Raw genomic sequence first — 23,493 nt, 5'->3', positions numbered from 1 at the left:
TTTATAAAAATAAACAAACCGCAATAACATCAGCATAGACATACTTACGTTTTGCCTAAATACAATAAAAGGTTGGCGCATGCACCAACCTTTTATTGTAAACTGTTTGTAACTAAAGCTAACTATTGCGTAGGCTTGTTTAGTTCTTTATTAGTCATGTACTCCCATAGCAACATAGCAGAAGTTTCGATAAATAACATACACGTTCTCATATTTTAAACGCTTAATTGGTTAGTTAAAACAACTACCTGCCTTTGTTATATTTGACAAGTAATTGTGGTTTATAATTGGTACATAAAGATATACAAACCATACACCTAATTATCCTCTTAAAGAAAATTTAGTACAATTTCAGTTAATTGAATTTCTTTTAAACAAATTATTAAACTTAAGTTAAAACGCTTTCAATATTGATAATTCAGTTGAAGAACCGATTTTCATTAGACTGTATAGTACAACGTACTTTTGTATAGAAACCTAATTTTCCAATCCTGCCACCGGTTCTTTTTCTGATATTTTTATTCTTCTTTCGGCATCCCTTTTAAATAGCGCACCAAATACGATTGCGATGATTAAACCTAAAATGCCTTCAATAAATAAAATTAATTGCGGACTGGCGTGGTGTGCCCCCAGCCCTACCAAGAATGCACCAAGCGGTTGCATCCCCATAAAGGCCATAACATAATAACTAATAACACGTCCGCGCATATCATCCCGTACATTGGTTTGTACATAAGTGTTGGTGCCGGCAATTTGTACCATGGTACCAGCCCCGGCCATCATTATAAAAAGCAATGCAAGCCACAAATTACTGCACCACGCAAATATTGCTACCCCCAAACCAAACAACCCGCAGGCATATACCGTAACCTTACGTATATTTTTGGTGCTTTTAAAACCCGCCATATAAATAGCCCCAACAAGCGACCCAAGCCCAGATACACTATTTAATGCAGAATAAGTAGCCGCATTGCCTTTAAAAACATCCTTAGCAAATACCGGCATCATGGTACTGTAGGGCATCACACATAAACTGGTACATGCCATCAGCAATATCATTAATTTCAGATTGGTGGTTTCTTGAAGATAAGCGTATCCTTGCTGTAAGTTTTGCCACACGCTTTCGGTAGTTTTTTTAACATCCATAGCTGGCAGCTTCATGAGCAGCAATGAAATAATCACGGCTATAAAACTGATGGCGTTTAGTAAAAAGCATATACCTGTGCCTACGGTAGTAAGCAGTACACCAGCAACCGCCGGACCCAGCAAACGTGCTAAATTTACCATTGAAGAATTTAAGGCGATGGCGTTTTGTAAATCACGCTTATCCTCAATTAACCGTATCATTAACGACTGGCGCGACGGCGTATCAAAGGCATTGATAATGCCCAGCACAATGCTCAGCCCAATGATCCAATATATATTATAGGTGTGAGTGAGTACTAGCGTAGCCATAATACTGGCCTGCACCATGGCGGATATTTGCGTGGTAAGCAATATTTTATATCGATTATGCCTGTCGGAAATAGCCCCGCCGTAAGGCGACAACAATAGGGTTGGAATTTGACCTGCAAAGTTAACGATACCCAGCATCAGCGCGGAGTGCGTAGTGGTGTATACCAACCAGTTGATGGCTATGCGTTCCATCCAAGTACCTATTAAGGATATAGACTGACCTACAAAATAAAGCCGGTAATTATGATATTTTAATGAACGGAATGTTTCGGAAAAAGACGCCATAATGTATTTAAGCAGCTAACAGTTAAACTGTTTGCCATGATGTGCAAATGCTTACGAGGCAGCATTGCAGATGAATGAAAGACAAAGATAGATACCTCAAAAGGTACGTTATGGTAACGATTGTATGACAGCACTCATTGCATATTATTTGTCATTTGTAAATCAGAACAAAGCAGGTACAGCTAACAGTTTACAAAACAACTTCACAATCAGCCATTAACAAACTTTTTATTTTTATTTACTAAAATTAATTACGTACCTTTGCAGTCCCAATAGTATTGGGAAAAGGAGAAAATTTATTTAATGGCAAAAAAACAAGAAGCAGAAAAAGAATTAAAATCTAAAGAGGCTGAACTGGGAACAGTTACAGCATCAACAGAAAAAGAAACTATTGAGTCAGAAGCTGATTCAATTTCTATTGATGAAATCAAATCTAAAATCGCAGCTAACAGCAATGACTTTGACTGGGACGCTGACGAGAAAAAATTTGGCAACTACAGCGATGCTGAACGTGAGAAATTTGAAGCAATGATTGATGGCACTTTCAGTTCTATCAACCAAGGCGAAATCATCACTGGTACTGTAGTAAACATCAATAACAAAGACGTGGTATTAAACATCGGCTTTAAATCTGATGGTATGGTATCATTGTCTGAATTCCGTGATACGCCTGATCTGAAAATCGGCGACGAGGTTGACGTGTTTGTAGAATCTCAGGAAGATGTTAACGGTCAGTTAGTACTTTCCCGCAAACGTGCTAAAACTCAAAAATCATGGGAGCGCATTAATGATGCATTAACTAACGATGAGATCATCACCGGTTTTGTGAAAAGCCGTACTAAAGGTGGTTTGATTGTAGATATAATGGGCGTTGAAGCCTTCTTACCGGGTTCACAAATTGATATCAAACCTATCCGTGATTATGATATCTATGTGGGCAAAACTATGGAGTTCAAAGTTGTTAAAATCAACCACGAGTTTAAAAACGTAGTGGTATCACACAAAGTGCTGATTGAAGACGATTTGGAAAACCAAAAAATTGAAATTGTTGCACGCCTTGAAAAAGGTCAGGTACTGGAAGGTACCGTTAAAAACATTACCGATTTCGGTGTATTCATCGACTTGGGTGGCGTTGACGGCTTACTGCACATTACCGACATTTCATGGGGCCGTATCGAGCATCCGAAAGAAGTATTGGCATTGGATCAAAAAATCAACGTTGTTGTGCTTGACTTTGATGACGAGAAAAAACGTATTGCTCTGGGCTTAAAACAATTAACACCACACCCTTGGCAAAACCTTGATGAGGCTATCCAAGTAGGTTCACACGTTAAAGGTAAAATTGTTACCGTTGCTGATTATGGCGCATTCCTTGAAATAACCCCTGGTGTTGAAGGTTTGATCCACGTATCAGAAATGTCATGGTCACAAAACCTGCGCAACCCTCAGGAATTCCTGAAAGTTGGCGATGAAGTTGAAGCACAAGTTTTAACTTTAGATCGCGAAGAGCGCAAAATGTCATTGGGTATTAAACAATTAACGCCTGATCCATGGCAAAACGCTGGCGAAAAATACGCTGTTGGTACACAACACGTAGCCACCGTTAAAAACATGACCAACTTTGGTGTGTTTGTTGAACTGGAAGACGGTATTGACGGCTTGATCCACATCTCTGACCTTTCATGGTCTAAAAAAGTTAACCACCCTAATGAATTTACCAAAGTTGGTGAAAAATTAAACGTGGTTGTTTTAGAGCTGGATATCGAAAACCGCAAACTGAGCTTAGGTCACAAACAACTGGAAGAAAACCCTTGGGATACTTTCGAAACTATCTTCACCGTTGATTCAGTTCATGAAGGTACTATCCTGAAAGTAACTGATAAAGGTGCAGTTGTAGCGTTACCTTACGGTGTTGAAGGCTTTGCGCCTACTAAACACCTGGTGAAAGAAGACGGCAAATCGTTAAAAGCTGACGAAACTGCTGAATTTAAAATCATTGAGTTTGGTAAAGACAACAAACGTATCGTTATCTCTCACTCACGCATCTGGGAAGATCAACGTGCTGAAGCAAGAGTTCAGGACTTTGAAAACCGCAAAAAAGAAGCAAAAGCTGCTAACAGTGCTGTGAAAAAAGTGAAAGAATCAGTTGAAAAATCAACCCTAGGTGATTTGAGCGTATTAGCTCAACTGAAAGAGCAGATGGAAGGTGCTGAAAACAAAGCACGCAAATCTAACGACGAAAACAAATAGTCATTAAATAAATTCCTCTTTTTAAGCCCTGTACCATAACGGTACGGGGCTTTTTTGTTTACGTAACATTTTGTAAATGAGCACATTGCCAACTAAAATGCCTACTCGCCCAACTAGTGTTTACAAAACGACAGGCACGGTTATGATATTTTTTATACCTTTGCCAAAACCTACCGAAACGATGCAAAACTTAACGTTGCTTGACGGTCAGAAATTTCAGATCACTATACAGCGCCTTTGCCGGCAGCTGATCGAAAACCATAACGATTTTTCGGATTCCGTAATTATTGGCATACAACCCCGCGGCATTTACCTGGCCCGCCGTGTAGCTGAAGAACTTAGACAGATATTAAATAAACCGATACTACAAGGCGACCTTGATATTACCTTTTACCGTGATGACTTCCGCCGTCGCGAAACACCACTGGTGCCTAATCAAACCCGAATCGACTTCATTATTGAAGGTAAAAAAGTAATACTAATGGACGATGTATTGTGGACCGGCCGTACTATACGTGCTGCTATGGACGCGATGTTGGCTTTTGGCCGACCAGGCAAAGTAGAGCTGTTAACGCTGGTTGACCGCCGCTATTCGCGCCACATACCCGTTACTGCCGATTACACCGGTATTGAGGTTGACTCCATCGCATCGCAAAAGGTGGTAGTAAGCTGGAAAGAAACTGATGGCGAGGATAAGATTATTTTATTATCTGAAGCTGTCTGAACTTTTACCTAAATCAAATTAATCAACATAATACAATACGCAATCGAGTAATCGATATCCGAAATATAACAAATGGCAGGGCTAAGCACACGACACTTATTAGGGATTAAAGATTTAAACCGCAATGATATTGAATTGATTTTTGAAACGGCAGATAACTTCAAATCTGTTATTAACCGCCCCATCAAAAAAGTACCATCATTGCGCGATGTAACTATTGCTAATATTTTCTTCGAAAACTCTACCCGAACCCGCCTGTCTTTTGAATTGGCCGAACGCCGTCTATCAGCAGATACGCTAAACTTTGCTGCCTCTTCATCCTCAGTAAGCAAAGGCGAAACACTGATTGATACGGTGAACAATATATTGGCCATGAAAGTGGACATGGTAGTAATGCGCCATCCGTATGCAGGTGCTGGTGTATTCTTGTCAAAACATGTAAAGTCTCAGATAGTAAACGCCGGCGATGGCGCACATGAGCACCCCACCCAGGCGCTGTTGGATGCCTTTTCCATTCGCGAAAAATATGGTGATGTAGCTGGTAAAAAAGTAGTAATTGTGGGCGATGTATTGCACTCACGTGTAGCTCTTTCTAACATCCTTTGCTTGAAACAACTGGGTGCAGAAGTGATGGTATGCGGCCCCACCACATTGATTCCTAAATACATTGGCTCTTTGGGTGTTAAGGTAGAACACGACTTAATTAAAGCACTAAATTGGTGTGATGTAGCTAATATGCTACGCATCCAGTTAGAACGCCAGGACATTAAGTACTTCCCGTCTTTACGTGAGTATACCATGTTGTATGGGCTAAATAAACAGATTCTAGATAACCTGGAAAAAGAGATTACCATTATGCACCCTGGCCCTATTAATCGAGGTGTGGAAATTACCAGTGATGTGGCCGACAGCAAGCAATCCATTATCCTGGATCAGGTAGAAAATGGTGTGGCCGTGCGTATGGCGGTATTGTATCTGTTGGCCGGACAAAATTAATACCACCCCGTATGGAATTTAGATTGCATCATGATTATATCTTAAAAGTTGAACCTGAAAAAGAAAAACCAAATAAGGTAAGGCTGATTGTTAAACAGCTGGGCAAAGAACTGGTATGCCGTAAGGAAAGCCTGAACCCATTATTCGATTTTATATATGGCGGTGATGGCCGCTTGTTTAAAGGTCGTTTGCAACTAAGCAAAACTAAAAATGCCATCAGTGTTTACATCAATGGCGATATTATTGGCACTATTGAGGCGCGGATATTTCAAGAGGGTATGAATAACTTATAAGAAGCTATACCCACACTATTGAGTAAAACGATGCTATAATTATTCTATAAAGTCTTATCAACCGATATTAAGCTAAAAAGGGAAGCTATTTGCAGCTTCCCTTTTTAGCTTAATATTAAACAATCAATTCGTTTAAATTTTCGTTTCGTCTTTTTTTGCAGGAGTTTCTTTTACCGGCTGACCGTCTCTGATTTCGTCGGTAGCTGTTTTAACCAACTTGTCGCCTGGGTTCAGGCCTTTACCATATATTTCGACGCCATCCTTTCCTTGCAAACCTTTTTGCACATCTACCCATTGCGCATGGTGATTGGCATCAATGCGAATAACAAATACTTTTTCCGTAGATTGTACCAACGCGGTTGTTGGAATAACAAACGTGCTGTCTTTTGACTGCATAGGTACATTAACCTCGGCATACATGCCGGGCAGTAACTTTTTAGTGCTGTTATCAACGTCCATTTCTAAACGTTCTGAACGCAGGCGCGGATCTAAGGCACCGGCCAAGCGTTTAATGCGGGCGGTAAAGTTTTGGTTTGGTAAAGCTCTGACGGTAAAGTTCACAGACTCGCGATTGCTTAAACCACCCGTATTTACCTCGGGAACCGAAATTACCAAACGCAACTTACGTTGCTGCTGAATAACCAGTAACGGCGTAGCCGACCCCTGCCCTGCCGGACCAACATATGCACCCAAACTAGCGTTACGTTCAGAAACCACGCCGTCAAACGGCGCGCGTATTTGCAGATAAGCCAGGTTTGACGCTACTTCCTGATAAGCCGATTTAGCCGCCTCCATATTTGCTAAATCAGCCTTGCGTCGGGCATCAGCTTGTTCCAAATCGTTTTGGGCAATTGTACCCGGTGTTTTAGCAGTGTTGAATAGGCGGTCATAAGTAGCTTTGCTGGCCAGATAGATGGCCTCTTGCTGGCGAATACGTGCCTTAGCTGAATTTAGCTGCGAATTCATTTCGGGTGCCTCCAGTTGTATAAGCAACTGGCCTTTGTGCACCTCCGAACCTACGTCTACCACGTATTGCTTTACATAACTGTTTACTTTGGCATATAAGCTTACTTGCTGATATGGCATTAATTCGCCAGGTACTTGCAGGCTTGATGATAGCTTGCCTTTAGTTAAGGTAACCGCCTCAACAGGCGGCACTTCAATATCCTGCTGCTGGCGCTGAGCCTCTTGCCGCTCCGCCTTTTCTTTTTCATCTGAATGGCAGGCCGACAGGCTCAGCGTGGCTGCAGCCAGGAACACAGAACAGATATATGTAGGGTTCAGAATTTTCATCTTCTTGTTTAATTATTGTTCGTTGAGTGAATTCTTTCTTGTTAGTGATTATCCTTTCAAATTAATTTCCGGCTGGTTGCAGTGCTTTTGCGGTTGAACCATGATGTGCCGGTACAAAGTATTTGCTTTCCTCATCTTCTGGGTCGAGTGACACGGATTGTGTGGTAGTATTACCTTGTACCCATGCAAACACCAGCGGCAATATAAGCAGGGATGCAAAAGTGGAAAACAACAGTCCGCCGATTACTGCACGGCCCAGCGGTGACGTTTGATCGCCACCTTCACCTAAACCAGATGCCATTGGAATCATACCTACAATCATGGCTAAACTGGTCATTAAAATTGGACGCAAACGCAGTGCAACGGCCTCGCGGGCAGATTTTAATGCATCTCCGTTGAATTTACGCAATTCTTCGGCATTGGTTATTAACAGCACCGCATTAGAGATAGACACACCTACTGACATGATCATACCCATATACGATTGCAGGTTGAGCGTAGCACCGGTTGCCATTACTAATAACAGCGAACCAAAAATTACGGCCGGAACAGTTGATAATACCACAAACGACATTTTAAATGATTGGAAGTTAGCCGCCAGCATGAGGTATATCACCAAAATGGCGATCATCAATCCAGATTGTAAGCTACCTAAAGTATCGGTTAGCGTTTGGCCCAAGCCACGTGGCTCAATAGTTAAGCCCCTCGGCAATTCACCTAACGATTTGATGGCTTCTCTTACATCATCAGTTGCCGTACCCAAATCTTTTTTGTGCAGGTTAGCTGTTACTGAAATAGTTGGGATGGCACCGATATTATCGTTTTCCCCATAGGTGGTATCTACCTTAACATCTGCAACGTCGCCTAGCACGGGGCGGCGCTGATTAGCTGTAATTGGAATTTCTTTGATATCGTTTACACTTGCCATTTGATATTCGGGCACTTGTACTTGCACACTATAACTCAGGCCAACTTTTTCATCCAGCCAAACGTTCTTTTCAGTAAAGCGTGATGATGATGTAGATGCCGTAAGCGAACGAGAAATATCACTCAAGCCAACGCCCAGTTGCGCTGCACGCACCCTGTCAATATAAATATTTACCGCAGGGTAACGGAATGATTGGGCTATCTGTGCATCGCGTAGGTAATCTATCTTCTTTAACTTTTCAAGTACCTTAAAGGCATAAACTACATTTTGCTTTTTATTTTTACCAGATATAGCTATTTCTATTGGTGTAGGCGATCCCTGGCTCAAAATTTTATCGGTTAATTCAATCGGCTCAAAAGACAGCTTAACGTTAGGCAAAGCTTTGCGCATTCTAATTCTGAAATCTTCTTTCAAATCGTCAAGATTACCTTTAAAATCTTCCGTCAGGTTTACCTGCATAACCGCCTCCTGCGGACCAGCCATAAACAAATAAATTGGACTGGTGGAAAATTGCGACGGATGAGAACCAACGAAGGCTGACGTTACTGCAATTTTATCTTTACCTACCATATCGCCTAACACCTTTAGTGCTTTAACAGTAATAGATTCTGTACGCTCCAAACGCGTACCATCTGGTGCACGAAGCCTAACCTGGAAGGTTCCCGAATTTACTTTAGGCAATACATCACGTCCAATGGTAAGAAACAAAAGAGCGGCCAATGCAATTGAGCCTACTGCGTACAAAATTACGATAAACTTACGCCGTGGCAGCATTTTGTCCATCAAACGCATAAAGCCCAAACGAAAGCGATCGAACTTGGTCTGCTTTTCACCATGACCGCCTTCGGTGGCATGTTTTATCAATTCCTCTTTTTCTTCTTCTTCAGTACCCTCATCCTCCAGCGTAAAATTCTTTTTCTCGTGCTTGTTTACCATCAGCCAGTTGGCCATAATGGGCACGAAGGTTTGTGCCAGAAAATAAGAGGTAATCATGGAAAACCCGATAGCCAGTGCCAGCGGCAAAAATAGTGCTCCCGGAATACCGGTCATGGTAAAGGCTGGTGCAAACACTGCCAGAATACAAAACAAAATCAGCAATTTAGGAAAAGCAATTTCCTTACAGGCGTCCCAGATAGCCAAAGCCTTGGGTTTACCCATATCAAAATGCTGGTGAATATTTTCGATGGTCACCGTCGATTCATCAACCAAAATACCGATAGCCAGCGACAGACCGCTTAGTGTCATGATGTTGATGGTTTGATGAAACAGCGACAGAAATAAGATGCCGGATACAATGGAGGCCGGTATGGTAAGAATTACAATCAGCGCGCCACGGCGGTCGCCCAAGAATAGCAATACCATTAAACCGGTAAGCACTGCACCAATAGCACCTTCTTCGGCCAAGCTTTTTACCGCATTAATTACGTAAACCGATTGGTCAAACTCATACGAAAGCTTTACGTCTTCGGGTAATAAACTTTGAAATCGTGGTATGGCCTTCTTTAGGTTTTGAACTACTTCCCAAGTCGAGGCATCTGCTGATTTGGTAATAGGCAGATACACAGAACGCTTGCCATTTACCAAGGCATAACTGCTGGTAATATCCGCGCCATCTTCTACCGTAGCCACATCACGTAGAAACAGGGTTTGCACGCCGTTGCGGTATAATGGTATATTGCCAAAATCGGGAATAGTTTTAATAGAGGTATTACTTGGTGTCAGGTAATTATAGTCGCCAATACGTACGTTACCTGCCGGTGAGTTCTGGTTATTTTCGCGCAGGGCGGTTACAATTTGATCGGGCGTCAAGTTGTGCGAACGTAGTAGTTGCGGGTCTACCTTAATAACCACCGTACGGGTGTTACCACCAAACGGCGCAGGAGATACCAAACCAGGAACAGAAGTAAATGACGAACGTACATAAACGTTGGCTAAATCAAGCAACTCATTGTTGCTCCGTTTAGGACTGCTTAGCACCAGCTGCCCTATCGGTAGTGTTGAGGCATCAAACCGCAAAATAAACGGCGGCTGTGTACCAGGCGGAAAGATGGCCTGCGCCCTGTTGGTATAGCCCGTTACCTCCGCAGCGGCCTGGGCCATATTAGTACCCTCGTAAAACGTTAATTTAATTAAGGTTAAACCTTGTATATTGCGGGTTTCAATGCTTTTTACACCCGACACATATAGCAGTAGGTTTACATACTGCTTACCAAAGTAAGACTCCATTTGGCTTGGAGTATAACCGCCATATGGGTGCGATATGTAAATAACCGGCAGGTTCAGGTCGGGAAAGATATCGATCTTGATGCTTCGGATAGCGTTAAGACCAAAGAAAAACAAACCAGCTACCAGCACTAAAATACTGATGGGCTTGCGTAACGCGAATTTTATTAATCCCATTTATAATAGATTGTATGAGGGTTTAACCGTTAAAAGTTATTGATAAACAAATCGAAATCGCCGGTTGATGCCGCTTTAAAAAGCAGCGCCTGCCAAACGTTGTTGTATGCTATATAGTTGTTCGTTTCGGCACGATACAGCGTAAACAAAGCCTGTTGCAGGTCGGTAATGTTGGCTAAGCCATTGCGGTACAACGTCGTTTTTTGAACATAAGCGTCATTAGCGGCTTTAATTTGCTGCGGTGCTTCAACCGAATTCCGTATAGCATTATTAATACGCGTTTCAGCCAAAGCCTGCTGGTTCTGCAATTGCTGGCTTACCTGGTTGTACTCATCCTGATACTGCAACGACGTGAACTTTTGAGACTGTACCTGGTACTTGGTACGAAACAGGCTCGTGAAATTCCATACGGTAGCTATACCCACCAAGTAATTATATCGGGTTGGATCAATGCCCCTACTGTAACTGCTGGTATATGCCAATGGCTCATTTTGCACAGCTGATTGAAACCCGGAGCCCCTGCCCTGAAACACACCAAATAAGCTGAATGTAGGATAAGCGAACGTTTTCAAATATTTAGCCTGCTCGTTACTAACGTTTACACGGTTTCGGTAAAATTGCAATATCGGGTGATTATCCAGATTTATTTTGGAAGCAGGATCGGGATTAGTCGGATTTTTAACGATAAAGGCACTATCCAGTAAAAAATCGGGTGGCGGAGTAGGTAACCCCAAGTACTGTGAAAGCTGGTTTACCTGCTCCTGCTCATTTTGCTGGGCATTGGTAAGTTGTATGCGGGCATTTGATACTTCAGCATTTGCCAATGATGAATCTACCCCCGGATTTAACCCATTGCTTACGCGAGCTACAACCACTCTACGAATTTCAAGCGTACGGTTTAAATTATCTCCCTGTACTTTTACAAGGCGTTGCGCCGCAAGCAAATTTAGGTAAGCGGATGCCACGCGTACTTCATGCTGAAATTGCTGTTGACCTAAATCGGCTTTGTCACGATTTACAACATTTTGCTGCACCTTGATTTTTTCAAGTGCACGACCAAAGGTGAAAAAGTCCCAATTAACGTTGGTGAGGTACAAGGCACCAAAAGCGGCATTCCAATTTTGAGTGGGTTGCGCCGGTCCTGAAGAGGCTACTGACAAACCACGATAGCCGAACAGTGGACCATTTTGACCATTAACGGTACCATAATCCTGCTGGGCCGAAAAATTCCAATCGGGCAGGTATTCTGTTTTCGTTTCTTTTAAGTACGATTGCGATGCTTTAAGCTGATTTTGCCTTGCTTGTATGGTGGGGTAGTTTTCTAATCCTAACCTGATGGCATCTTTCATGCCTAAAGATTGAATTTGTGAAAAGGCTGATGATGCAGTAACCACGGAAGCACCAAAGGCAAAAATCGCAGAAATTGTTATTCTATTAAACATTCGGCATATTTTTTAACACTTACAAAAGTAAAGGTAAGCCCTATATGAATAAAATGAATTAATTTTGTATTGTTTATTAATATTTGTAATATGAATGTTGCACTACACCACTTTAAGTTAGTGGACACTATATTTAAAGAAGGTACGTTAACCAAAGCAGCCACTTCTTTACACTTAACGCAGTCGGCTTTAAGCCATCAATTAAAAGAGTTAGAGGGCGCTTTGGACGTCGAGATATTTCACCGGCAAGGCAAACGTTTACACTTGTCTGACGAGGGCTTTAGATTTTTGAAGAGTGCCGAAAGGATTTTGACGGAAATCAAGCTGTTAGAAGAGGATATACAAAATTTTAAAAACGGTAAAACGGGTAAGCTTAATATTAGTGTGCAATGTTATACGGCTTATCATTGGCTGCCTAGCATCATTAAACATTATAAAACCAGTTGGCCTGATGTAAATATCGATATCGTATCTGACGCTACACGCCGCCCGCTGGAGTATTTGTTGCGTGGCGATTTGGATATCGCCATTGTTCGTACACAAATGGTGAACACGAAGATTAAGTATGAGCCTATTTTTGATGACCGCTTAGCATTGGTAACACCAATCGACCATCGGTTGGCTAAGAAAGAAAAGGTTAGTATTACCGACTTTGAAAATGAAGAGCTGATTTTGCCTTTATATGATCCTTCTTATCAGGATACGCCATTGTTTGAAAGTTTAATTCAACAGCATCAGGTAAATTTGAAAAGCCTGCACCGCATACATTATACTGACGCCATTATGGAAATGGTTAAGGCTGGATTAGGCATAACCGTAATGGCTGATTGGATTGTAAAACCTTATTTAAACGGCACAGATTTGGTCACCTTATCATTACCCGAGGCTATTAGTCAACGGACTTGGTATGCAGCCACTTGCCGTCAAACACCTGCCATACAAAACTTTTTACATTGTTTAAAACTACACTTTGCAGGAAAGCTGACGGAAGAAAGCGCCCGAAATACAGCTAATGCTGTTTAATAACGATGGTGTAATAAAACAGTAAAAGGGTTGTGCATTAATCATTACGATGAAGTTTTGTAATATCTGTTGCGCAACCAAAAAGCCACGTTCACAAGCCCTATTAGTGCTGGTACTTCAACCAGCGGACCTATTACGCCTGCAAACGCCTCGCCCGAATTGATACCAAATACACCTATTGCCACAGCAATAGCCAATTCAAAATTATTGCCTGCCGCAGTAAAGGCAATGGCAGCATTTTTTGAATAATCGGCACCTAAATATTTACCTATGGCAAAACTGATGGCAAACATGATGGCAAAATAAATAACCAATGGAACTGCTATGCGTATTACATCCAGCGGTATGTGTACAATAAGCTGTCCTTTTAGGCTAAACATAATTACAATAGTAAAAAGCAGCGCAATTAAAGTAACCGGCGATACCAGCGGAATGAACTTTTGCTGAAACCACTCCTGCCCTTTTGCTCTGATGAACACAAATCGCGATAACACACCAGCAACGAATGGAATGCCCAAGTATATGGCTACCGATTGTGCAATTTGCCCTATGGATATATTTACCGCCAAACCAGGCATTCCAAATAAAGGCAGCAACACGGTAATAAATAACCAGGCATAAAAGCTATACAACAATACCTGAAAAACACTGTTCAAAGCTACCAGCCCAGCAGCATACTCACGGTTGCCATCGGCCAACTCGTTCCAAACAATAACCATTGCTATACAACGTGCAATACCAATTAATATAAGACCCACCATATAAGACGGATGGTTGTGAATAAACACTACCGCAAGTAAAAACATTAGCAACGGCCCAATAACCCAGTTGAGCAATAGTGAAGCACTTAACACTTTTACATTTTTAAAAACCTCTCCTAACGCCTCATACCTAACTTTGGCAAGCGGCGGATACATCATCAATATCAACCCTATCGCTAAAGGCACATTGGTAGTACCACTCGAGTAACTATTTATGATATTAGGCAATGCTGGTACAAAATTACCTAATGCAACCCCCAATGCCATGGCAGCAAATATCCACAAGGTTAAGTAACGGTCTAAAAAGCTTAGTCGTTTACGATTGGCTGCCGGTGAACAATCATTGATACTCATAATTTAACAACGTTACTTTCAATAAATTCTCTGCAGTACGTCTTAACCATCTCGCGCACTTTTCTAAACTCTTGCATCACTTCTTCATCGCTGCCGGTTGCTTTGGCCGGGTCAGGAAAATTGTGATGGAAACGCTGAGCCTGTGTCGGAAAAAACGGGCAACGTTCTTTGGCATTATCACAAACCGTAATAACGTAATCAAACGGAATGTTACTGTATTCATCAACGTTATTAGATGTATGAGCCGAAATATCAATACCGTCCTCGGCCATAGTTTGAATGGCTTTTGGATTTACCCCATGTGTTTCCACACCGGCGCTGTAGATATTTGCCTTTCCATTGGCATAGTGTTTTAAATACCCCTCGGCAATTTGGCTGCGGCAACTGTTGCCGGTACACAGTACTAATATGTTTTTCATCATTTATTCTTTTAAACTAACAGCATCCTGATCCAGGTGTACAACAGTCCGCATTTGCCTTTACCAGATTAACAAGTTGAATTACAGGTTTTGTAGGTGTGCAGCACTCATCACCGTTGGTAGTAGTACCGCAGCTTTCCCCTCTGCTTATGGCTTTGCACTGTGTAACATCTGCTTGCAGATCGACAATCAAATTGTCTCCCTGAATTAATATCTGGGTCGGCAGCATCTGCCGTGTTGCAAACTCATCGTTACCAAATTCTATTTTAACAATGGCCATTGGTTCAATAGGCATTACGTTTTCTACAATTTCGATGATAGATAGCGCCTTACTCACGTTCATGGACCGTTCAGCTTCTAGTTGAGGTGGTTCCCAAAGTTGCAGTATAACCTCCGTCCAGGTATTTAATTTGCCGCCACAATCTACCGACGTAATAGGAGCCTGCTTAATTTCCGTGAGGTGGTATGATGCATTCACCAGTTTATCCTTTGCATATTGAAATTGCAGATGCCGCTCCGGCTCATTCAGCAATTGTTGCTTGAAGTATTGCCAATTCATTTGATTATCCATTTAATTTTTCCTTTTAATTGTAATATTACGATAGATAGTAACAAAAATTTTTAACAACAGGTATTGCTGCCTTTATAAGAGCTAAAAAACGCGCCTAGCTGATTTTGCAATGCAGCCCATGTATTGGGTTCGATGCAATAACATACGCTTACGCCTTCTATAGTGCCCTGAATTAATCCTGCGTTTTTAAGTTCTTTAAGATGCTGAGAGATAGTCGCTTGTGCTAAACCTAGCTCTTCTACCAGGTCGCCACAAATACAAGCATTGGCAGCCATCAAATGCTGTAAAATGGCTATCCGCGCCGGATGAGCCATTGCTTTAAGCATACTAGCCAAGTGGTTTTGCTCTTCTGTAAATATTTCTGTTTTAGTGGCACCCATTATATCGCAATATTACGATTAATATTTATAAAATAAAATCGACTATTTGATTAAACCAATGCTACTTCAACATTTGTTCGGCTACATCCTGCCCACTGGTTAACGCGGCTTCAACCGTACCCATAGCCGGGCCGGTGTACATGTATTCGCCGGCAAAAAATACGGTATTTTCGATGGGTTTAGTTAGTACTTTGAGCGACTCTACTGTATCTACCGTATCATACGCATATGAGCCGCGGGTGTAGGGCTCGGCAGTCCAATTGGCAACGTGCCACGCTACCAACTGTTCTTTTAAAGCATCGACACTACGGTTAAAAATATTGCTGAGCGACTGTAATGCCTCATCCAATATTTCGGTTTCCGGTTTGTTCCGCCATTTGTTAGCAGGTGCACCGCCCAACCAGCCAGTAAGCAATGGTACATGAGCCGGTGCCTGTGTCCACCAGGTGGGTATTTGTTCGTCCGAAAACAAAAACAACATATCCTTCAAACTTTTGCCAACCAGTTCTTCGGTTACTTCGTCCTCCCAAAACAAGTTATCAAATTGAAGCAATACTTTAATGATAGCGCCAAATCCCATTTTTTGCAATGCCTGCGTTTGTTCTTTAACAGGTGGCGTAAAGGAGAGCGCTCCGCTATCATCCGGTGACGCTTGCAGCACACCTAACGGAAGCGCTACAACTACTTGTTCAGCTTTATAAATATTACGGTCAGCAGTAATTATGCTTACATCATTGTGCTGCCATTGAATTTCTTTAACCGGCTGATTTAAAAATATTTCGCCACCAGAGTTTTTAATTTCGGCAACCAAGTACTGTATCATTGCACAGTAACCGCCTTCTATCCTGTATTGATGTTCCTCATCTTCTCCCTGCCATTCGCGCCGTAACGCCAACACACTAACCCGAGATGTGTCGCTGGTATCATAACCGGCAGCATAACGACGTACAGAATCTTTCAGGTCTTCATACTTCATATCGTAAAAATGAGTATCAAGAAAATCATCTAGCGTTGTATCTTCTTTTACAGAATTCAACTTCTTCATCAGCAGATCCCAGCCTTCAATCATACCGGCATCTTTTGTAAATGTTCCGTTGCGGTATTGCCACATATCGCCGCTTATAGCGCTGTAGCTAATACCGGCTTTTTGTAACAGATTAAGTGTTACCGGTAAGTTACCATGTACAAATTCAGCACCCAATTCAGCGTGTTTAAAAAACAAGGTATCACCCAATGTGTAGATACGCCCGCCAGTACGGTTACATGCCTCTAATACAGTAACCTTTTTACCAGCCTGTGCCAAAGAATAAGCCGCCATCAATCCGGATGCACCGGCACCAATAACGATTACGTCTGATTTTTCCATAAGAGTAGATAGTGCAAGGTAGGAATTATCGGGATGGTATGAAAAGTTAGTTTTATCTTAAACTTCTATTTTCAATCCATCGTACGCCAGTTGAACATTTGGCGGTAATTCTTTTGATACGTCAGCATGCTTACCCAAGCGGTGACTGATGTGCGTTAAATATGTTATCTCAGCACCAATTTCCTGAGCGAAGGCAATGGCTTCATGTAAAGTAAAATGAGAGATGTGTGGCTCCTTTTGAAGCGCATTAATAACCAACACCTTACTCCCCTTGATTTTTTCCTTTTCGGAATTACTGATGGTTTTAGCGTCGGTAATATAAGTAAAGTCATTAACGCGGAAGCCAAGAACCGGCAGTTTATAATGCAGTACCTCTAATGGAATCAAATGTAAAGACCCGATATCAAAAGGCTTTAAACCGATGCTATGCAAGTTCAGCTCGGGTATACCGGGGTACTTATACTCAGCAAATATGTAGGCAAATTCCCGCTTAAGTGATTCTTGTACGCGTGGCACTGCATATACGTCCATAGCCTTTCCCTGAAAGAAGTTGAAGGCACGAATATCGTCCAATCCTGCCGTATGGTCTTTATGCTCATGAGTAAAAACAACAGCATCCAGATACTTCACTCCTTCACGTAGCATCTGGTAACGAAAATCCGGCCCACTATCAATCACTACCGTAGTTCCGTCCGACTCGATAAGCACAGAAGTACGTAAGCGTTTATCGTGCCTGTCGGTTGATGTACATACTTCGCAGCCGCAGGCTATAACAGGCACACCCTGCGACGTTCCGGTTCCTAAAAATGTTATGGTCACAGCTGCAGTTCGGTTTGTTTAATTTGCTGCAAAAAGGCCAGCTGTTTATCGTCTAATTGTTTGTAATCCATTTCCAATTGCCTGATTAATTCAATTACAGCCTGAATCTTGCTTTCTAAGTTCGAAAACTTATTGACCACAATCATGCGGCTGTTTTGCAACAGGCAAGCACCGGTTTTAAAGTTGCCTTTTTCATAACGCACTTTATAACCCGATGTTTTCAGCAAACTTTCCAGTTTCTCGAGCGAATGGTTGGTTATGGGTAACATGGATACCAAAAATAGTAAAAGCCAACATTAATCACACTAAATAATATAAAAACGCATTCACGCCTTGCGTAACAAGCAACATTTTAGCATGTTTATATGATAACAAAAAACATAGCATGAAATTTTATAAACTACTGGCATTGCTAATAATCGGGTTAACGCAATTTGCAACTTTAACCCATGCACAAACACAGCAAAAAAGCTTGCTATGGCAAATTAAAGGCAAAAATATTAAACAGCCGACTTACCTGTTTGGAACGGTGCATCTGTTTGATACCACCCTGTACAAACTACCGCAACCCGTATTTGCTAAACTGGCACAAACACGTCAGGTTTATTTTGAACTGGACTTTGGTAAAATAAACCCGATGGAAATGATGAGTAAAATTTTCATCACCGACTCAACACAAAGGATAGATAAATTATTAGACACTTCGTCTTTAAGCAAATTACAGCGACTGATTAAAACCTCGGCAACCCTACAATTGCTGGGCGATAACGTTTACCGTGTTAAGCCCATTTTTATCACATCGTTTTTGATGAATGACGGACGTACCACTTCCATAGATATGGAAATGTATAAAAGGGCGGTTAGCTTAAAAGATTCGGTTGGCGGATTAGAAACTGTTGCCGAACAGTTGCAAGCCATTGATGCCATAGCCATATCCACTCAAGTACAAATGTTAAAAGATATGCTGAAGGATTATCAATCACCAACGGCTATTATACAAAACCTGACTAAAGTATATGTAAAACAAGACGTTGAACACCTGATGGAAGATTTAAGTGAAAATATGCCGTTAGACCCTAGTTTTAATGAAGCGTTATTGGTTAAACGCAATATAGTAATGGCTAATAGAATAGAAAACTTGCTTGGCAAAACCAGTACATTCATTGCAGTAGGCGGCGGCCACTTAGGTGGCAAAACTGGTTTAATTGCTTTGTTACGCAAAAAGGGGTATACGCTACAACCGGTTCCATTTACTTTCACAACAGCGGCCTTAAAGTAATAGGTGGTTTATTATATCAATTCAACAAGTATGGCATAATTTGTTGAATGTGTTCTACACTTTTAAAATTGGCATGTTCTACCTGGCTTTCCACTGTTTCGTGTACCCAGGTGATGTGGTAGGGTACATGTATGGCGTGTCCGCCTACTTGCAAAACAGGCAAAATATCTGATTTAAGTGAATTGCCTACCATCAGTAGTTCCTGCGGTTGTATATCTAAATGCTTTACCAACTTAAGATAACTAGCGTCATCCTTTTCAGACATAATTTCAATGTGGTGGAAATAATGCGCTAAACCCGATTTTTTTAATTTACGTTCCTGATCCAGCAGATCGCCTTTGGTAGCTACTACCAAGCGATAGTGTGGTTGTAAAGCTTGCAATACCTGCTCTACTCCTTCTAATAGCTCAACTGGTTGGTTAAGCATTTCTTTGCCAAGGTTCAGTATCTTCTCTACTGCCTCTGCACTTAGCTTACCGGCCGTAATATTCATTGCAGCCTCAATCATCGATAATGTAAACCCTTTGATACCATACCCGTATAGCGGAAGATTAAATATCTCGGTTTTTAACAGTTCGCGTTCAATATCGTGCTGCGATAAAAATTCGCCAAATAAGCTGCAAAATTTTTCTTCAGTTGCTCTAAAATATGGTTCATTCACCCAAAGGGTGTCGTCGGCATCAAAGGCAATAACTTTTACATTCATAATGATCGTCCGTTTAGGCAAACAATGATAGCGAAAAATGATGTATTAAACTATCACCCTAGACAGCAAGTAACATGATGATTTATATAAACGTACAAAACGGACTTGAAACCAAACCTAAATTACTTTACCAAACAATCAATTTGAAAACGGCGCTTTTGCTTAATTTTGAGCGCTTATTTACTAAAATGAAAAAACAGTTTTTATTTACATTGGGCTTGTGCTTGAGCCTTTTTACATATGGCCAGACGGTTGAAAATGAGCAGCAGGTAGTGGAGGGCCGTCAAAACAGCGCCGAACAACAACAAAAGCCATATGTAATTATGATTTCGGTAGATGGGTTTCGGTATAATTATGCCGAGAAGTATCATGCGCAAAACCTGTTGGCTTTAAGCAAAAGCGGAGTTAAGGCAAAAACAATGGTGCCATCCTATCCTTCTATCACCTTTCCTAACCATTACACCATGGTAACGGGTTTGTACCCATCGCACAGCGGATTGGTGAGCAACCGCTTTTACGATCGCAACTTTAAACAAACCTATAGCTATAAAGGTAAAACAACTACCGAAGGAAAATGGTACGGCGGCACACCACTATGGGTACTGGCCGAGCAACAACAGATGCTAACCGCCAGCTTTTACTGGGTAGGATCTGAAGCGGATATAAAAAGCACATACCCTACTTACTTTTACCGTTACTCCGAAAAAATCGGCATTCACGAACGTATACAAACCGTTGTGAATTGGCTGAAACTTCCGGTCGAGAAACGCCCGCATTTAATTACGTTTTACTTTCCGGAAGTTGACCACGCCGGCCATAGCTACGGCCCTGATGCACCTGAAACCCGTAAGCAGGTACTGTTTATCGACTCAGCCATAAAAGAGTTAAACAAAGCCGTTAAAACCACCGGACTGCCTGTCAACTTTATACTGGTGTCTGATCATGGCATGACACCGGTTGATACGCAGCACCCGCTGCGCTTACCGGCAGCCGCCGCTGATTCAACAAAGTTTACCATTGCTTTCGAAGACATCCTAGTGGGCTTATATGCCAAAGACTCAACCACAATTCAAAGCACTTATCAAACATTAAAGAGCCAGGCTAAAGGCTATGATGTGTATTTGCGCAATAAAACGCCCAAGCACTGGCATTATGATGCTGCCAACGATAGATTTAACCGTATTGGTGATATTTTGCTGGTGCCACGCTGGCCGCAGGTATTTGCAGCTGCTAACCGGAAGCCTAACCCCGGCGCGCATGGCTTTGACCCTAAAAAGGTATCGGACATGAAAGCAATATTTTATGCCTGGGGACCCGCCTTTGAAGAACACAAAACCATTAAGCCATTCAAAAATATAAACCTGTACCCAATGGTAACGCAATTGCTTGGGCTACAAATAACTGAACCGGTAGATGGCGATGACACCTTGGCTAAGAAAGTATTAAAGAAGTAACTGAAAATCATTCTGTAATTTAATTTTCTGTATACTTGATTGTTTTAACCTTAACATAATCAAGTATACTTTGAATTTCAAAACCTTTGAAAACTTACGTGAACAAGGACTTATTGATGATGAGTCTTGGAACCGTATTGAACATAGACACCAAAACCCGCTGATTTCGATACACTGGGAGTTAAGAACGCTGTTTTACCTGGGCGTAACTCTGTTAACCACAGGTCTGGGCATACTCGTATATAAAAACATTGACACCATTGGTCATCAATTTATATTGCTGTTTATTGCGGCTGTAAGTGCCGGCAGCTTTACTTATTGTTTCAAGCATAAAAAACCTTTTGCAACTACCCGGGTACAGTCACCCAGCACACTGTTTGACTATGTACTCCTACTAGGCACTATCAGTTTGCTTACTTTTGTTGGTTATCTGCAGTTTCACTATAATGTGTTTGGTAATAACTATGGCTTAGCCACCTTTATACCAATGCTGGGCTTGTTTTACCTTGCCTATATTTTTGACCATTTGGGTATTTTAGGTATGGCTATTGTGAATTTGGCCTTGTGGATGGGCGTATCTGTAACGCCTAAACAGCTTCTAAGTGCTGGTACTTTTAATAGCGGAGCCACAATTTACACTTACTTATCATTAGGCATTCTGCTCATATCGGGCTCCATTTTATCGAACAAGTTCAACTTTAAAAGGCACTTTGCATTCAGCTACCTGCATTATGGTGTAAACGTTGCTTTTATATCCTTACTTGCCGGCTACTTTTACTATTACAGCTATTTGGGCATTTCTTTATTGTGGATGTTAGGTATATCTGTGTTGGCAACATACATATACATTGATGCCTATAGGCAAAAATCATTTTATTTAATATTACTGGTGGTGTTATATAGTTACATCGCTGTTGGTAGCTTAATAGTAAGGTTTTTCATCGGCCTGGGAGGCGAATTAGGCGCTATTATGCTATTACTTATTACACTAATAGTGTCGGCCATTTTAATAATTAATTTCCTGATCAAAATTAACCGACAACTTAAAGCATCATGATTATTTATAACAAAACCTGGCTGGCCAACTTACGCATTATTCACAAAGCCGAACAGGCACATCATGAAGGTTTAATAAGCCAAGTCGAATTGACACACATCACAGAAAGTCATCCGGTTGGGTTTTATCTTCCATCTGTTTTTGTTCGTGGTGGTCTGTTTATCTTAACGGTTATTGTTGCCATCCTATCATGTGGCTTACTCTCGCTTTTAATATTAGATGCCCATATCATCGACGGCTTTGGTTGGTCGCTGTTTTTGGGCATAGGGTGTTACGTTGCCTTAGAAGTGATGGTAAAAGACAAGAAGTACTTTCATTCGGGTGTTGATGAAGCTTTACTGTATATGGCAGGCGCATTGATTAGTGGTAGCATGATATCAGTTATAGATAACTTACACGCTTACGCATACCATAGCGGATACATATTTTGCAGTTTATTAATATTTTTGTTCTGCATATTTTTAACTCTGCGGTTTGCAGATGTCATTACAACGATAGCTGCTTTTGCCTCGTTTTTCGCTATCTTATTTTTTAGCTGGAGTAACTTGGGTTCCATTGGCGAGGCCACATTGCCATTTATAACTATGGCCGCCGCGGGTGTACTATATTGGTTAAGCGCAAAGGCCCAACTTCGGTCAGACTACGCAAATTACCATACCTGCTTAGATGTGGTTCAAATATTAGGTTTAATTACTTTGTACGTGGCCGGCAATTATTATGTAGTACAAAAAGTGGGTAATGCACTTCATAACTTTAGCTATGAGCAAAATACGACTGTGCCTTTTGGCTTCATATTTTGGATATGGACAATTGCCGTGCCTTTTGTTTACATAGGCTTTGGAATCAGAAAAAAGAACGTTATACTATTACGTACTGGTTTGTTGCTCATTGCAGCAGCTGTATTTACTTTCCGCAATTATTATCATTTGTTGCCAATTGAAACAATGCTTACCCTGGCCGGCGTACTTGTAACTGGTTTAGCATATTGGATACATCAATACTTGAAAGTTCCAAAACATGGCTTTACCCAAGAATCATTAAACAAGACAGATTTAATGGAGCATATTAAAGTAGAATCGTTAATTGTAGCCGGCACATTTTCTGAAACACCAGGAGCCCCCGCTGACCCGGCCTTTAAATTTGGCGGTGGTAGCGCAGGAGGCGGTGGTTCGAGTAGTAGCTTTTAATAACAGCAAAGAGGCATTATATATTCAATATAACGCCTCTTTGCTTTTTTA

21 protein-coding genes are annotated in these 23,493 nt (G+C 41.4%); 9 read left to right on the top strand and 12 right to left on the bottom strand.

The features are described from left to right. Nucleotides 1–477 precede the first annotated feature (477 nt). Entirely contained in the window at nucleotides 478–1,740 is a 1,263-nt protein-coding gene (locus GPM24_RS16500) for an MFS transporter (RefSeq protein ID WP_158828156.1), read from the bottom strand. A 303-nt stretch (nucleotides 1,741–2,043) separates the two neighbouring features. Here GPM24_RS16500 and rpsA point away from each other — a divergent pair, with 303 nt between their 5' ends. The 4 genes from rpsA (at nucleotide 2,044) to GPM24_RS16480 (ending at nucleotide 6,003) form a co-directional block, all read left to right on the top strand. Continuing rightward, on the top strand, nucleotides 2,044–3,990 hold the full coding sequence (gene rpsA / locus GPM24_RS16495; RefSeq protein ID WP_158828154.1) for a 30S ribosomal protein S1: 1,947 nt from the start codon (nucleotides 2,044–2,046) through the stop codon (nucleotides 3,988–3,990). Between the two features lie 181 nt (nucleotides 3,991–4,171). Next, the gene (pyrR, locus tag GPM24_RS16490; RefSeq protein WP_158828642.1) at nucleotides 4,172–4,714 is read left to right on the top strand and encodes a bifunctional pyr operon transcriptional regulator/uracil phosphoribosyltransferase PyrR; all 543 of its coding nucleotides are present in this window, start codon (nucleotides 4,172–4,174) and stop codon (nucleotides 4,712–4,714) included. A gap of 72 nt (nucleotides 4,715–4,786) precedes the next feature. Continuing rightward, nucleotides 4,787–5,710 carry an aspartate carbamoyltransferase catalytic subunit gene (locus GPM24_RS16485; protein WP_158828152.1) on the top strand — a complete coding sequence of 308 codons (924 nt, stop codon included), beginning with the start codon at nucleotides 4,787–4,789 and terminating at the stop codon, nucleotides 5,708–5,710. Between the two features lie 11 nt (nucleotides 5,711–5,721). Next, complete coding sequence (locus GPM24_RS16480; protein WP_158828150.1) at nucleotides 5,722–6,003, top strand: hypothetical protein; 282 nt, start codon at nucleotides 5,722–5,724, stop codon at nucleotides 6,001–6,003. 132 nt (nucleotides 6,004–6,135) lie between these two features. Here the strand turns inward: GPM24_RS16480 and GPM24_RS16475 are convergent, their stop codons facing one another. The 3 genes from GPM24_RS16475 to GPM24_RS16465 all read right to left on the bottom strand — a co-directional run bounded on the left by GPM24_RS16475 (nucleotide 6,136) and on the right by GPM24_RS16465 (nucleotide 12,066). Further along, on the bottom strand, nucleotides 6,136–7,296 hold the full coding sequence (locus GPM24_RS16475) for an efflux RND transporter periplasmic adaptor subunit (RefSeq protein ID WP_158828148.1): 1,161 nt from the start codon (nucleotides 7,294–7,296) through the stop codon (nucleotides 6,136–6,138). Between the two features lie 61 nt (nucleotides 7,297–7,357). Beyond that, nucleotides 7,358–10,624 (bottom strand): efflux RND transporter permease subunit, encoded by a 3,267-nt coding sequence (locus tag GPM24_RS16470; RefSeq protein ID WP_158828146.1) that lies wholly within the window; start codon nucleotides 10,622–10,624, stop codon nucleotides 7,358–7,360. Nucleotides 10,625–10,653: 29 nt separating this feature from the next. Next, complete coding sequence (locus GPM24_RS16465; RefSeq protein ID WP_158828144.1) at nucleotides 10,654–12,066, bottom strand: TolC family protein; 1,413 nt, start codon at nucleotides 12,064–12,066, stop codon at nucleotides 10,654–10,656. 90 nt (nucleotides 12,067–12,156) lie between these two features. On the opposite strand from GPM24_RS16465, the gene GPM24_RS16460 reads away from it, so the two are divergent. Beyond that, nucleotides 12,157–13,089 (top strand): LysR family transcriptional regulator, encoded by a 933-nt coding sequence (locus tag GPM24_RS16460; protein ID WP_158828142.1) that lies wholly within the window; start codon nucleotides 12,157–12,159, stop codon nucleotides 13,087–13,089. Between the two features lie 44 nt (nucleotides 13,090–13,133). Here GPM24_RS16460 and arsB read toward each other — a convergent pair whose 3' ends face one another. The 7 genes from arsB to GPM24_RS16425 form a co-directional block, all read right to left on the bottom strand. Further along, on the bottom strand, nucleotides 13,134–14,204 hold the full coding sequence (gene arsB / locus GPM24_RS16455) for an ACR3 family arsenite efflux transporter (RefSeq protein ID WP_158828140.1): 1,071 nt from the start codon (nucleotides 14,202–14,204) through the stop codon (nucleotides 13,134–13,136). Continuing rightward, nucleotides 14,201–14,623, bottom strand: a complete 423-nt coding sequence (locus GPM24_RS16450; RefSeq protein WP_158828641.1) for an arsenate reductase ArsC — start codon at nucleotides 14,621–14,623, stop codon at nucleotides 14,201–14,203. The genes arsB and GPM24_RS16450 overlap by 4 nt, the downstream gene beginning before the upstream one ends. A gap of 16 nt (nucleotides 14,624–14,639) precedes the next feature. Next, nucleotides 14,640–15,182: a DUF6428 family protein gene (locus GPM24_RS16445; RefSeq protein WP_233268883.1), complete on the bottom strand. Its 543-nt coding sequence runs from the start codon at nucleotides 15,180–15,182 to the stop codon at nucleotides 14,640–14,642. 62 nt (nucleotides 15,183–15,244) lie between these two features. Next, the gene (locus tag GPM24_RS16440) at nucleotides 15,245–15,574 is read right to left on the bottom strand and encodes an ArsR/SmtB family transcription factor (protein WP_158828136.1); all 330 of its coding nucleotides are present in this window, start codon (nucleotides 15,572–15,574) and stop codon (nucleotides 15,245–15,247) included. Between the two features lie 61 nt (nucleotides 15,575–15,635). Then, nucleotides 15,636–16,940, bottom strand: a complete 1,305-nt coding sequence (locus tag GPM24_RS16435; RefSeq protein WP_158828134.1) for a flavin monoamine oxidase family protein — start codon at nucleotides 16,938–16,940, stop codon at nucleotides 15,636–15,638. A 57-nt stretch (nucleotides 16,941–16,997) separates the two neighbouring features. Continuing rightward, nucleotides 16,998–17,759 carry an MBL fold metallo-hydrolase gene (locus GPM24_RS16430; RefSeq protein WP_158828132.1) on the bottom strand — a complete coding sequence of 254 codons (762 nt, stop codon included), beginning with the start codon at nucleotides 17,757–17,759 and terminating at the stop codon, nucleotides 16,998–17,000. After that, nucleotides 17,756–18,028, bottom strand: a complete 273-nt coding sequence (locus GPM24_RS16425) for a hypothetical protein (RefSeq protein ID WP_158828129.1) — start codon at nucleotides 18,026–18,028, stop codon at nucleotides 17,756–17,758. The genes GPM24_RS16430 and GPM24_RS16425 overlap by 4 nt, the downstream gene beginning before the upstream one ends. 116 nt (nucleotides 18,029–18,144) lie before the next feature. Here GPM24_RS16425 and GPM24_RS16420 point away from each other — a divergent pair, with 116 nt between their 5' ends. Beyond that, nucleotides 18,145–19,038, top strand: a complete 894-nt coding sequence (locus GPM24_RS16420; RefSeq protein WP_158828127.1) for a TraB/GumN family protein — start codon at nucleotides 18,145–18,147, stop codon at nucleotides 19,036–19,038. Nucleotides 19,039–19,054: 16 nt separating this feature from the next. Here GPM24_RS16420 and GPM24_RS16415 read toward each other — a convergent pair whose 3' ends face one another. Further along, nucleotides 19,055–19,744, bottom strand: coding sequence for an HAD family hydrolase (locus GPM24_RS16415; RefSeq protein ID WP_199269776.1), 690 nt, complete (start codon nucleotides 19,742–19,744; stop codon nucleotides 19,055–19,057). Nucleotides 19,745–19,818: 74 nt separating this feature from the next. Between GPM24_RS16415 and GPM24_RS16410 the strand changes: the two genes are divergently transcribed. From GPM24_RS16410 to GPM24_RS16400, 3 genes are all read left to right on the top strand, one after another. Then, nucleotides 19,819–21,198 carry an alkaline phosphatase family protein gene (locus tag GPM24_RS16410; protein ID WP_233268882.1) on the top strand — a complete coding sequence of 460 codons (1,380 nt, stop codon included), beginning with the start codon at nucleotides 19,819–19,821 and terminating at the stop codon, nucleotides 21,196–21,198. A gap of 70 nt (nucleotides 21,199–21,268) precedes the next feature. Next, a complete protein-coding gene (locus tag GPM24_RS16405) occupies nucleotides 21,269–22,255 on the top strand; it encodes a DUF2157 domain-containing protein (protein WP_158828123.1) in 987 nt (328 codons plus the stop codon). After that, nucleotides 22,252–23,442: a hypothetical protein gene (locus GPM24_RS16400; protein ID WP_158828121.1), complete on the top strand. Its 1,191-nt coding sequence runs from the start codon at nucleotides 22,252–22,254 to the stop codon at nucleotides 23,440–23,442. Before GPM24_RS16405 ends, GPM24_RS16400 begins: the two co-directional genes overlap by 4 nt. Nucleotides 23,443–23,493: the final 51 nt, after the last annotated feature.

The sequence above is a fragment of the Mucilaginibacter lacusdianchii genome, from assembly GCF_009770985.1.
Classification (GTDB): domain Bacteria; phylum Bacteroidota; class Bacteroidia; order Sphingobacteriales; family Sphingobacteriaceae; genus Mucilaginibacter; species Mucilaginibacter lacusdianchii.
This window is presented reverse-complemented; position numbering and strand designations above follow the sequence as displayed.